Origin of the sequence: Flagellimonas chongwuensis (assembly GCF_013376415.1) — a bacterium.
GTDB classification, from domain to species: Bacteria; Bacteroidota; Bacteroidia; order Flavobacteriales; family Flavobacteriaceae; genus Flagellimonas; species Flagellimonas chongwuensis.
This window is the reverse complement of record NZ_WYET01000004.1, coordinates 1,030,052-1,043,321: the sequence shown is the minus strand read 5'-3', so window position 1 is coordinate 1,043,321 and position 13,270 is coordinate 1,030,052. Positions and strand designations below refer to the sequence as shown.

Genomic DNA, 13,270 nt, shown 5'->3' with positions numbered 1-13,270 from the left:
GGTATCCTTTTTAGATTTATCGATACAAACCATCAACCATGAAAAATAAATATGTTCTTATTTTACTTTGTTTAGTATCAACTTTTGTAGAAGCCCAATGGCAAGAGCGGGGCGGAACATTTGATTTGGCCCATTTGGAACGGCATCAATTTAAATTGAACTTATTGAGCCCCGGATTTACGTATGAACTTGGAATTTTTAAAAACCAAAGCGTTTCCACAAATTTGGGTTTGGCCACCGCTACTTATGAAGAGGGCTATGTGTTCGGTTTGGCAATGAACAACCGTTACCGCTATTACCATAATTTTGATAGGAGGGAAAGGCTGGAAAAAAATACCTCTGGTAACTCGGGGAACTATATCGCCGCCGCCCAAGCCATCTTCTTTTCACAACTTCGAGTTGCGACCGATGTGGAAGGCCCTAGCGATTTTAACTTAGGATTTTACGGAATGGTCTACGGTATCCAACGTACCTATGAAAAAGGATTCAATTTTAATGCGGAGGTAGGGGCTGGATATTATCGGGGAGATGGTGTGCCCAATGGATATGGGCCATTGATTAGTATTACGTTTGGGTGGGTTGCCACCAAACGGAAGAAAAAAGACCCGTATCTAGATTAAATAAGGGCCTTGCCATATACTATTTTGCCCAAGTTAAGGTTATACTACTACCAAATTAACCTACAATGCGTCGCTTACTTCTTTTGGCATTCCTGTCCACAGGATTTTTTGTACATGCTCAATACGGCACCAATTGCGAAGTCCGTCAGTTTAAGCTCAATGCCATCAATCCAGGAATTGAGTATGAAATGGCTCTGGGAGTAAATAGTACCTTGGACATTCGAGTGGCGTATCAGGCCGCTTTGGAACCTGCTAGTTCCCGACCGTTGGAAGATTTTGATTTTTTCCCTGCCATTACCGTTCAGAACAGATATTATCACAACTTGAACAGTCGGGAAAGGCGAAGAAGGTCCATTTATGGGAATTCCGGAAATTATATTGCACCTTCAGTTGCCGTTTTTTCTCCGGGAGACCGTGTAGTTGAGGGTAGATTGGTAGATGGCATTCACGGTTATGGCGGTCTGGTGTATGGCATCCAGCGCAGTTTTGATTCAGGTTTCAGCTTCTCTGTTGATGTCGGTGCAGGCTACTATGTGGGGCCGTTCAAAGGGACCATTCAACCCGTGGTGAACCTAAGCATTGGATGGATTATTAGCGAAAAGCGCTGGTGTGTTGGTCTTTAGATTTGGAACTTCCACAAAATCAATAAGATAAAAATAACATTTAGGTGTGCCAACAAGTGAAAAATAGCAGTATCTTTGCGGGCTTAAAATTTAGGTTATGTCCAAAATCAAAAACATTGCAATCATTGCACACGTAGACCACGGTAAGACTACCTTGGTTGATAAAATTATGTACCACTGCCAGTTGTTCCGGGAAAACGAGAACAAGGGCGACCTGATATTGGATAACAACGACCTGGAGAGGGAACGTGGGATTACCATCGTTTCCAAAAACGTTTCCGTTGTTTACAAAGACACAAAAATTAATATTATAGATACCCCTGGTCACGCCGATTTTGGTGGAGAAGTTGAGCGTGTACTTAACATGGCCGATGGAGTTTTGTTATTGGTGGACGCTTTTGAGGGGCCAATGCCACAGACTCGTTTCGTACTTCAAAAGGCCATCGACCTTGGTTTGAAGCCTTGCGTGGTCATCAACAAAGTTGATAAGGAAAACTGTACTCCAGAAGAAGTGCATGAAAAAGTTTTCGATTTGATGTTTGAATTGGGTGCAGAAGAATGGCAGCTCGATTTCCCGACCGTTTACGGTTCTGCAAAGAACAACTGGATGGGCAAGGACTGGAAAGTACAGACCGAAAACATTGAGCCATTATTGGATATGGTCATCGAACATGTTCCAGAGTTCAAGCCTCAAGAAGGGACCACTCAAATGTTGATTACTTCCTTGGATTACTCTTCATTCACCGGGCGAATTGCCATCGGAAGATTACAACGTGGTAAACTTCGTGAAGGGCAGCAAGTTTCTTTGGTGAAAAGAGATGGTGCTATCGTAAAAACTAGGATCAAGGAACTTTACACTTTTGAAGGTTTGGGCCGATTAAGAGTGGAAGAAGTGGTTGCTGGGGATATTTGTGCCATTGTTGGTATGGAAGGATTCGAGATCGGTGATACCGTTGCCGATATCGAAAATCCAGAAAAATTGAAGACCATCGCTATTGATGAGCCTACAATGAGTATGCTTTTCACTATTAACGATAGTCCCTTCTTTGGTAAGGATGGAAAGTTTGTGACTTCCCGTCACATCAAGGAGCGTTTGGAAAAGGAATTGGAAAAAAACTTGGCACTTCGCGTACAACAAACCGATAGTGCGGATAAGTTCTTGGTATTCGGACGTGGTGTATTGCACCTTTCCGTATTGATTGAGACCATGCGTAGGGAAGGTTACGAGCTTCAAATTGGGCAGCCACAGGTAATTATCAAGGAGATTGATGGTGTAAAATGTGAGCCAGTGGAGCACTTGACCATCGACCTGCCGGAAGAAGTTTCAGGAAAAGCTGTTGAAATGGTGTCCATCCGTAAGGGGGAGATGACCAGTATGGAAGCAAGAGGTTCACGTATGGTTTGCGAATTTGTTATTCCATCCCGTGGAATCATTGGTCTTAGAAACCAATTGTTGACAGCAACTGCCGGTGAAGCTATTATGGCGCACAGATTTTTTGAATATCAACCGTTGAAAGGGGATATCGCCCAGCGATTGAACGGTTCCTTGGTTTCTATGGAAAACGGAACTGCAATTCCTTATTCCATTGATAAGCTTCAGGAAAGAGGTAAGTTCTTTATTGACCCGGGAGAGGATATTTACGAAGGTCAAGTTATCGGTGAAAACTCTCGTCAGGATGATATGACGGTGAACGTAACCAAGACCAAAAAGCTATCAAACGTTCGTTCTTCTGGAGCTGATGACAAGGCAAAGATTGTTCCTGCCATCAAATTCTCGTTGGAAGAAGCCTTGGAATACATTCAAAAGGATGAATATGTAGAGGTGACTCCAAACCACTTAAGACTTAGGAAAATATACCTAAAAGAGGTAGATAGAAAAAGAAACAAGGTAGTTTAAGATAATTCAATTTGACATTTGAATAAAGCGGATGGAGTTTTATACTTCATTCGTTTTTCTTTTTAGAACAATAAGGGCGAAGTATAGATTCCTTTTAGTCTTGTTTCAAAAAAGATTAATGCAAATGTCCGTGGTGTTGCTCTCGCAAACACGCTACGGCTGCTCCAATAATTCCAGCATGGTTCATCAGCTCGGCCTTTACCACTTCTGTCTCGATATTTATGCGATGGCTAAATTGTTCCCAATCTTTTGATGTACCACCGCCCACTATGATGAGGTCTGGGCAAACAATAAGTTCTACGAATCCCAAAAATTTATTGAACCTTTTACCCCATTTTTTAAAACTGAGCTTTTCGCGTTCCTTTGCCGAAGCTGCGGCCCATTTTTCAATCTTCTTGTACTTTTTATAAGGAATCTGGCCCAATTCGAAATTAGGGATAAGCACTCCGTTGTAGAAAGCACCACTGCCCAATCCTGTGCCAATGGTAATCATTATCACCAATCCGTCTTTTCCCTTGCCTATACCATAGTTCATTGAGGCATAACCAGCCGCATCCGCATCGTTGAGTACCGTGAACTCATGACCCGTATATTCGGTGAACAACTCATCGATATTGACACCCACCCAGCTGGGGTGCAAATTCCCAGGGGATTTACAGACACCGTTTTTAACAATGGAAGGAAAACCACAACCCACCGGGCCTTTGTAGTTAAAGTGTTCAACTATTTCGGCCACGACCTTGGCCATATCGTCGGGTTTTTTGGAAGCTGGTGTTTCAATCCGATAACGTTCCGTTAGCATTTCACCTGTTTCGGCATTTACAAGAGCACCTTTGATGCCCGACCCGCCAATATCAATACCAAGAATCTCCATAAAAAGGAATCAATGTTAGTTTGAACAAAGTAACAAAAACTTTTGCTGATCCAGTAATTTAGGTGGAAATCAATCAGCTAGAATAGAATTTTGGCGTTATATCGCTTTTTGAATCACTTCAAATACTTTGCTGCCATCACACTTTAGCGTTTTGTGGGGATATTTTAGGATCAACGCATAATCATGGGTCGCCATAATAATGGTACGCCCGTTCTGGTTGATGTCCTGTAGCACTTTCATCACCTCCACACTGGTTTGCGGGTCAAGGTTGCCCGTAGGCTCGTCCGCCAAAATCAGTTCTGGGTCATTAAGCAGGGCTCTGGCAATGGCAATACGCTGTTGCTCACCTCCAGATAACTCGTGGGGAAATTTAAAGCCTTTGGTTTTCATGCCAACTTTGTCCAACACCTCTTCGATTTTGTCATCCATTTTCTTAGGGTCCGTCCAACCGGTCGCCTTGAGTACAAACCTAAGGTTGTTATTGACATTTCTGTCCGGCAACAATTTAAAGTCCTGAAAAACGATGCCCAACTTTCTTCGCAGAAATGGAATATCTTTTTCTTTCAAGGTCTTTAGGTCAAAATCCACTACCTGTCCTTCACCTTGTTTTAGGGGAAGGTCGGCGTACAGGGTTTTCATAAAACTACTTTTTCCGCTACCTGTTTTGCCGATTACGTAGACGAATTCTCCTTTTTTGACCTCAAGATCAATATCATTGAGAACCATGTTCTCATTCTGGAATACGGCGACGTCTTGTAATTTTACTATGGTTTCGGACATAATTTTATTTAAACAGCTTACACAAAAGTATTTGAAAATATGCTAAGCGACATCAAAATAAAAGGTTAATCCCTAATTTATTTTGAAACTTCCGGAGATTCGGTTTTCCAAATTCTGGTGTTCAGGTTTAAATCTTCCACAATTGCGATCGCAGCATAAATATCATCATGTATCTTTTCAAAAACATTGGAAGTCAATAAGTTTTTTTTCTTGTCGAAACATAAAAAACCATGTGGATGCTGTATGCCCAAGTACAATTTGTTCTTATTGAAAGACAACATGATGGGTTTGTCAATTTTTCTTTTTAATCGGGTGATTCTTTCCATTAGAGAAGTGGATAGGATATACCGTGCCTCGACCTGATCGGTACTGTATACCATAAAATCATTTTCAAACTCAGTATCTTCGAGATGTACCAATTGGCCTCTAGTCATATTCATGGTTTGAAGATTTTTTGCCAGATATCCGACCCTTTTTTCCATTGCATCGGGCAAAACAATGGTGTGTCCATCAAACTTTTTATTAAAATCGACCACGGCAAACATTCCAACGAAACTACTTCCCAAATTTTCGGTAGATTGGTGTTTGGAGAAATAAGGTCTCACATAATTATAGACTAAGTTGAGATAGGGGAACAAAGGAATGTACATTAAAAAGGAACCATAAACTCCTTGGTTTAAGATGTTGACATCTCCCATAGTTATTGATGTGTTTCCTACTGTTCCTGTTAAAGTCCCAAAGTGAAGGTTGTAACCACCCTGCCTGTTTTGTCCTTTTTTGATTTGGGCATAGGAAGGCAGTAATTTACTTTCTTCAATCAGTTTTGGGGAAATCTGTCTTTTGGGGTCAAATTTCAGTTCAGGCACCATTTTATCTAGGGTTATCTTTATTATTTCCCTTTCCATTGCCTTATACTTATTTTTGGTGGTATAAGCGGCAACCATCGTAATGAAAAAAGGCACCCAATATAACGTTGCTATGAGTTGAATTGGGTTCCATGAGCTTCCTTGGGTAATGTTGGCAATCCATTTGCTGAAACCGGCATTGTTGAAATACGTAATGATGGGTAAAAGCAAAAAGCCAAAAATCATTAGTGACATTAAAATTGAAAACACACTTTGATAAACAATATGTTTCCTTCGGATGTTTTCTGCTTTTGTTAGGAGCGGAAACACCTCATCCCTGATTTTGTTAAAATCGACCATTTGCTATGAGTTGAATGAAATTTTTGGTACACTCCTCTCTTCATCCTTAATAGTGAACAAAGGCTTTTTGGAGTAGTGCATCATTTTGCCCATTAGGTTCGATGGAAACATTTCAATGGAATTGTTGAAGGAATTTACGGCGGCATTATATGCCCTCCGGGCTGCAGACAGTTGCTCCTCAACTTCATTTAGGCTGGATTGCAACAATAAAAAATTCTGATTAGCCTTTAAATCTGGATAGGCTTCGGCACGCACTTGCAATTTTCCCAACATGATTCCCAATTGACTTTCCAACTGAAACCGTTCTTCCGTATCAACGGTTTTGTCCAACAATCTTTCTCTTAATTGGGTCAGCTCGCTTAAGGTTTCACGTTCGTGCTGTATGGCGCCTTTAACGGTACTGATGAGTTGGGGGATTAGATCCGTTCTCTTTTTTAGCATTACATCAATGCTGCTATAAGATTCTTCGACCTTGTTTTTTTTGCTGATTAAGTTGTTGTATAAGAAAACACAAAACAATAGGATAAGGACAATAATCAAAATAAAATAAGACATCTCAACATGGTGTAAATTAGACATTGGAACAAACACAAGGATTGTCCCTTTCTTGTAATCGTAAAGCCCAAAAGACTTTATATGTTGAGGTTTGGAAATATTGCTATTGAAGGGGGTTTCAATAGAGGACTTAAAATTACTATTTCGGGCAAATAAATCAAGTTCAGACACGTATTTTTCGATAAATGACAAATTAAAATATACTTTGGCCTTAAATTTGACGTTATGTGTAAAGTCAATCGAGAAGAGCGTAGAACACTATGAATCGAAAAAACCTCCTTATAATTCCCATTTTTATGGGAACTTTTTTTGTGCCGTCCGCACAGGAAACCAAGATATTTACCCACGAAAACAAAGCCTATCAAGATGCCTTGGTGCTCTACAACAATGAGCAGTACCAAGCAGCGCAGAACATTTTTGAGTCTGTAAAAGCGACTACCAAGGATGGGGAAACCGAAGCGAACAGCGCTTATTATGCCGCAAATGCAGCGATTCGGTTAAACCAGCGCGGGGCGGATAAGATGATGGAAGATTTTGTGGAACGATACCCGACTTCCACAAAACGGAACTCTGCGTTTTTGGATGTGGCCGACTACTATTTTGAAACGGGAAAATATCCGTATGCCTTAAAATGGTACAAAAAGGTAGATGAAAGCTCAATGCCCTATTCGGAGCGGGACAGGTATAACTTCAATAATGGTTATGCGCTTTATGCGTCCAAACGTCCACAAGAGGCAGAACGTTATCTGAACAAGGTAACGACTTCTCAGAAATACGGGTCCCAGGCCAAGTATTATTTAGGATATATCGCCTACGAACAGGACGACTACAATTCTGCTAGTGCGCGTTTCGACCAAATCCGCGACCCAGAGCTGCTCGATGAAAAGTTGACGTATTATCAAGCTGACCTCAATTTTAAGCTGGGCAAGTTCCAAGAGGCCATTGAACTGGCCAAAAAGCAATTGCCAAAATCAAATAGGGAGGAGATTTCCGAGCTCAACAAAATTATCGGGGAGAGTTATTTCAACTTGGAACAATATGCCGAGGCCATTCCTTATTTGGAAGCATACAGGGGCAAACGTGGAAAATGGAACAATACCGATTATTACCTCTTGGGCTACAGCCATTATAAATTGGGTAACTACGAACAGGCCGTTCAACAGTTCAATAAAATTATAGGTGGCAACAATGCCGTTTCGCAAAATGCGTATTATCACCTAGCGGAATGCTATTTAAAATTGGATAAAAAATCAGAAGCTCTGAACGCGTTCCGAAATGCTTCACAAATGGAGTTCAGCCCGGATATCCAAAAAGATGCTTGGCTGAACTATGCCCGTTTGAGCTACGAAATCGGAAATGCCTACGAGCCGGTTCCACAAGTTTTGACCTCATATTTGGAGAAATATCCTAAGGATGAACATCAAATGGAGGTCCAGGAACTCTTGGTAGACTCTTATATCACTTCTCGAAATTTTGAAGGAGCGATGCAACTTTTGGAGGAGAACCAGAACTACGCAAGCAAGGAAACCTATCAAAAAGTAGCTTATTATCGCGGTATCGAACTTTTTATCGATGGCGATTACGAAGGGGCTTGGGAACGATTTGATAAATCCCTGAAAAGCGCATCGAACCCTACTTTCGAGGCCCGGGCACTTTATTGGAAGGCAGAATCGGCCTACAGGTTGAATCGTTTCGAGGAAGCTTTGGTGGATTTTGTCAAGTTTCAGAACTCGCCAGCGGCCCAATCGCTTCAAGAGTATGAACATTTAGATTACAATTTGGGGTATTCATACTTCAAACTAAAGGATTACAACAGCGCCATATCCTATTTTCAGAATGTGGTGAGTTCCAATAGCATTGATGCTCAAAGGAAAAACGATGGTTATTTACGTTTGGGCGACAGCTATTTTGTGAACAGTAAATATCAATTGGCAAAGAAGGCCTACGATACGGCATCCGGTATGAATGGTCCGGAGCGTGATTATGCAGCATTCCAGAAAACACTTTGCGATGGATTTTTGGGGAATAATTCTGCGAAAATCAATGGCCTAAACGAGTTTTTGACCAATTATCCTTCCTCATCCCTTCGAGATGATGCCCTCTTCGAACTGGGCAATTCCTATATCAACAACAATCAGGAAAGTTTGGGGTTGCAGACCTATGACCGTATCGTGGCGGAATATGCTACAAGCAAATTTGCCCCTCGTGGACTGTTGCGTTCTGGATTGGTGTATTACAATTCCAGCCGAAATGAGCAGGCGTTGAGCAAACTTAAGGAGGTGGTCCAAAAATATCCAAAAACCCAAGAAGCCAAACAAGCGGTGGCTACTGCAAAATTGGTCTATGTGGATGAAGGTCGGGTAAGCGAATATGCTGCTTGGGCCAGAAACTTGGATTTTGTGGAGGTGACCGATTCCGAGCTGGATAATGCAAGTTTCGAATCAGCCGAAAGAAAACAGATTGAAGGTAAAACTCCTGCCGCCATTCGTGGATATGAGGATTACTTGAGGCAATTCCCCAATGGATTGCATGCCCAGAACGCGAATTTCGCCTTGGCACAATTGTATTTTGCCAATGGGGAAAAGGATAAGGCGCTGCCTAAATACAAGGCTGTTGCCGATGGTGGAAATGGAGAGTATACCGAGCAGGCCCTGACCCGTGTTTGCGAAATCTACGTGGATAAACAGGATTATAACAGTGCCATTCCCTATTTGAAAAGATTGGAAAGTACAGCGGACATTTCGGAGAACAAAACCTTTGCCCAATCCAATTTGATGAAGGGCTACTACGGACAAAAAGATTACGCACAGACCATTGCTTATGCCGAGAAAGTGTTGAAAGCTCCCAAAATCGATGACCGTATCAAAAGTGATGCGCAGATTATGATTGCACGGTCGGCCATTGCGACGAACAATGAGAACTTGGCCAAAACTGCTTACCAAGATGTAAAACAAATTGCATCTGGAGAATTGGCGGCAGAAGCATGGTACTACGATGCTTACTTTAAGAATCAGGAGCAGAATTATGAAGCTTCCAACGAGTCCGTTCAAAAATTAGCGAAGGATTATGCAGCTTATAAGGAATGGGCAGGAAAAGGGTTGGTGATTATGGCGAAGAACTTCTACAATTTGGGCGATGCCTTCCAAGCCACCTACATTTTGGAAAGTGTGATTTCCAACTTTTCAGAATTTGAGGATATCGTTGCTGATGCGAAGAGTGAACTGGCCACGATTAAGGCCAAAGAGGCAGAAAGCAATTCATCCGTAAATCCCAACCAAAATTAAACGAGACACAACATGCAAAAGAGAACCTATATATTTTCATTACTTTTTTTGAGCCTTTGCGGAATGGTTATCGCCCAGGAAGAGGATAACATTGGTACGGAAACGGTAACGGTGGTAAAGCCGTATTCCCCGACCGTTTCGGATGCCTTTAAAATTAAATCGTCCCCGAGCTTGAACGATTCGATTGTGCTCCAGAAAAAGAAAATCAATTACAGTATATTTTCGGTGCCCGTGGCATCTACATTTACCCCGGCAAAGGGGAAGGCTTCGGGGGTGGAAAAAACACCGCCGCCAACCTTGTATAATTCCTATGCGTCCATCGGGTTGGGCAATTACAACAATGCTTTGGTTGATTTTTACACAAGCCGAGAATTTAATAGGGGAGAGGACCTGTTGGATTTTGGCCTGACCCATAACTCGTCCCGTGGGGATTTGGACTCTACACCTTTGGAAACGGATTTCTATGATACCAAATTGAATGCTTCCTTTGCCAAAAAAGACCGTTATATGAAGTGGGGAGCAGCTATTGGCCTGCAACATCAACTTTACAATTGGTACGGAATACAGAGCGAACTGTTCAGCGAGGATGAAATCAACGCTATGGACGAGCAGCAAAACTATTTTAATGCCGAGGCCAAGGCCCATTTTAATATGGAAGATTCCTATTTTAAGAGCGGAAACCTTTTGTTGAGACGCTTTTGGGACGCCACGGAATCTGCAGAGAACCGCGCGGTTATCAATCCAACATTCGAGCTTCCCGTAACCGAGGAGTTGATCACGATTTCTGCCAAGGTCGATTATGTTGGGGGCAGCTTTGAAAATGGCTCTATTACGGAAGGAGTGAATGCAGGAGAGAAAAAGTATAGCAATCTTCAGGCAGGGGTAACCCCAAGCTTGTTGATTCTACGTGATGATTTGACCATTAATTTGGGAGCAAATATTGTCTATGGCCTTGATATGGAAAATAGTGAGAACAACTTTTATATCTACCCGGCTGTAACCGCATCTTATCGTGTAATGGATGAAAATGTAATCGCTTATGGTGGAATAGAAGGGGAGCTGAAGCAAAATTCTTATTACGATTTTGTTAATGATAACCCTTTTGTCTCGCCGACTTTGGATATTGTTCCAACGGACCAACAATATGAAGGATATTTAGGTTTGAAAGGGCAGTTGACCTCGAATGTGGGATACAATATCAAAGGTTCTTATATGGCTGAGAACAGAAAGCCTCTTTTCTTTCATAATCCTATTAATACCTCAAGGGATGACGAAAAAAGCTATTACTACGGCAACTCTTTTCAAGTATTTTATGATGATGTAAAGACCTTGGGTGTTTTCGGGGAAATCAATGTGGATGTAAACCGTAATTTCTCACTTGGTGTAAATGCCGAATTCTACGATTATGATACTGAGACCGACAATCCAGCGTGGAACCTACCCTCCATTAAAGGGTCGGTTTTCATGGATTACCAGATTTCGGACCAATGGTACATGGGTACCAACTTGTTTTATGTAGGGGAAAGGGATGATTTGTTGTCTCAAATTAATCCGCTTGATTCCGAGTTGCAATTCCAACAGGTAACCTTGGATGGTTTTTTTGATGCCAATGCACACGTAGGGTACCGATTTAACGAACAGCTTTCAATTTTCTTAAAAGCATCGAATATTGCCAACAATAGTTACCAACGTTGGGCTAATTTTCAAGTGCAAGGCTTCCAGGCCTTGGCAGGAGTTTCCTATAAATTCGATTTTTAATTCGATTAGTTGATAAGTATTTTCTAGAATAGAAAGAGATTAAAATTAAAAACCCGTGGGCTCTCCCACGGGTTTTTATTGTACATGTTAAACCTTTAGATAATTACCAACCTGGGTTCTGTTGATCTGCAAGTGTTGGGTTTGCGTTAATCTCTACTTGAGGTATCGGCCAAACAAACTTAAAGTCAGCATAAGGCACAGCAGGTACACCGTAAGGACCATCATATGGAGTTCCCAAAGTGTACAATTCAGCTGCAGGTGTTCCATTGGCTACCTTTTGTGGTATTCCGTTGATGGGTTGAAGGTCATCCCCTTGAAGTCTGTGGATATCGGACCATCTTCTGCCTTCCATCAAAAACTCGATTCTTCTCTCTTTAAGGATTGCACCAACAAGTTCTCCTGCATTTGCAAAATCACCGGCTACATAAGCTTGGGTAGCTGGATCAGCAAGAGATCTGTTTCTAACTTGGTTCAATAAGGACAAGGAAGCTCCTAAATCGGCAGCTGCTCTTCTAGCTTGTGCTTCGGCCATGTTCAACAATACTTCAGCATAACGGATAACAGGTGAAGCATCGGTATAGTTTACCCCATCTTTATATTTTAGGGTGAATTTTGCCCCCCCAGCGGTAAATACCATTCCGGTTCCCACTTCGGTTTCAGTTGAATTGTCTTCACGACGTAAATCATCAGCCAACCAGCTAGGATCTCTCCAAATGATAGGGCTGATGGCCACCAATCTTCTTCTGTTGTACTGTGAAGCCAATGCAGCATTCACACCAGGGTTCATGGTTGCAGCCTGTGTCAATGAGAAAATCGACTCGGAGTTTCCATAACTATCATTGAAAGGTCCATTAGGGGAATCTTCCAAAGTGTATTCGCCAGTAAGCTTGTTGCCTTCTGCGATAACACCGTCCCAATCTCTCATGTGCAGATATACCCTTGTTTTAAATGCAATGGCTGCATTTGCAGATGCCTTGGTCAATGATGTGTTGGTAATCAAGCTTTCCGCATCGTCCAAATCTTGCAATACTTTTTCATAAACCTCTGCTACGGTATTTCTACCGAGCACGATTTCTGAATCGATTTCAGCTTGAGTATCGATACCTACCTCTCTGTAAGGAACTCCAGGGTGTGAAGCACCAGCGGAAGAGTTATAAGGTCTTGCGAAGAAATTTAGCAATTCAAAGTGGGTTATGGCACGCAAAAATTTCGCTTGTCCAATATAATCGTCTGCAACAGCCTGGGTAATGATACCAGCTTCAGCAGCAGTGGTAACTCCTTCAATCACCAAGTTGGCCCTGTTGATCAAACGGTAACCATCTATCCAATAATACACGTTGTTCGCAGTGGTTGGGTCATATGTAGCCGTATAGGTCAACTGGTAGAAGGTAGCTGTGTTTACCACATCTTCTCCTCGGTTGTCCCCTTGTTGTACGAAAGCGGCACCCCAGATATATCCACGCCCAGCATTGGGGTTAGTTGAGTTATACTGACCAATTGCGGCAGCATTGTACATCCCGTTAACCGAACTCTCGATCAACGAGGCGGATGAATATGAGTCACTCAACGAAATGTTATTGATAGGACTCAGGTCCAAAAGAGTTTCGTCAGAACATGAGATCACACTAATTCCGAAAAAGGAAAGGGTGATGTATTTGAATATCTTTTTCATTT

10 protein-coding genes are annotated in these 13,270 nt (G+C 42.0%); 5 read left to right on the top strand and 5 right to left on the bottom strand.

The window, feature by feature from the left end:
- The first annotated feature begins 38 nt into the window (after nt 1-38).
- The 3 genes from GUA46_RS11845 (at nt 39) to typA (ending at nt 3,140) form a co-directional block, all read left to right on the top strand.
- Nucleotides 39-620 (top strand): hypothetical protein, encoded by a 582-nt coding sequence (locus GUA46_RS11845; RefSeq protein WP_176620653.1) that lies wholly within the window; start codon nt 39-41, stop codon nt 618-620.
- 65 nt (nt 621-685) lie between these two features.
- Entirely contained in the window at nt 686-1,243 is a 558-nt protein-coding gene (locus GUA46_RS11840; protein ID WP_176620652.1) for a DUF3575 domain-containing protein, read from the top strand.
- Between the two features lie 97 nt (nt 1,244-1,340).
- On the top strand, nt 1,341-3,140 hold the full coding sequence (gene typA / locus GUA46_RS11835; protein ID WP_176620651.1) for a translational GTPase TypA: 1,800 nt from the start codon (nt 1,341-1,343) through the stop codon (nt 3,138-3,140).
- A gap of 115 nt (nt 3,141-3,255) precedes the next feature.
- Here typA and ppgK read toward each other — a convergent pair whose 3' ends face one another.
- The 4 genes from ppgK to GUA46_RS11815 all read right to left on the bottom strand — a co-directional run bounded on the left by ppgK (nt 3,256) and on the right by GUA46_RS11815 (nt 6,578).
- Nucleotides 3,256-4,014 carry a polyphosphate--glucose phosphotransferase gene (gene ppgK, locus GUA46_RS11830; RefSeq protein ID WP_108244939.1) on the bottom strand — a complete coding sequence of 253 codons (759 nt, stop codon included), beginning with the start codon at nt 4,012-4,014 and terminating at the stop codon, nt 3,256-3,258.
- 96 nt (nt 4,015-4,110) lie between these two features.
- Nucleotides 4,111-4,794 (bottom strand): cell division ATP-binding protein FtsE, encoded by a 684-nt coding sequence (locus tag GUA46_RS11825; RefSeq protein ID WP_108244940.1) that lies wholly within the window; start codon nt 4,792-4,794, stop codon nt 4,111-4,113.
- 77 nt (nt 4,795-4,871) lie between these two features.
- Nucleotides 4,872-5,999 (bottom strand): DUF3137 domain-containing protein, encoded by a 1,128-nt coding sequence (locus GUA46_RS11820; protein WP_176620650.1) that lies wholly within the window; start codon nt 5,997-5,999, stop codon nt 4,872-4,874.
- A gap of 3 nt (nt 6,000-6,002) precedes the next feature.
- The gene (locus tag GUA46_RS11815; protein WP_229418493.1) at nt 6,003-6,578 is read right to left on the bottom strand and encodes a LemA family protein; all 576 of its coding nucleotides are present in this window, start codon (nt 6,576-6,578) and stop codon (nt 6,003-6,005) included.
- Nucleotides 6,579-6,814: 236 nt separating this feature from the next.
- Here GUA46_RS11815 and GUA46_RS11810 point away from each other — a divergent pair, with 236 nt between their 5' ends.
- Entirely contained in the window at nt 6,815-9,838 is a 3,024-nt protein-coding gene (locus GUA46_RS11810) for a tetratricopeptide repeat protein (protein ID WP_176620649.1), read from the top strand.
- A gap of 12 nt (nt 9,839-9,850) precedes the next feature.
- Nucleotides 9,851-11,596, top strand: coding sequence for a TonB-dependent receptor (locus tag GUA46_RS11805; protein WP_176620648.1), 1,746 nt, complete (start codon nt 9,851-9,853; stop codon nt 11,594-11,596).
- Between the two features lie 103 nt (nt 11,597-11,699).
- Here GUA46_RS11805 and GUA46_RS11800 read toward each other — a convergent pair whose 3' ends face one another.
- Nucleotides 11,700-13,268, bottom strand: coding sequence for a RagB/SusD family nutrient uptake outer membrane protein (locus GUA46_RS11800; protein WP_176620647.1), 1,569 nt, complete (start codon nt 13,266-13,268; stop codon nt 11,700-11,702).
- Between the last annotated feature and the right edge of the window lie 2 nt (nt 13,269-13,270).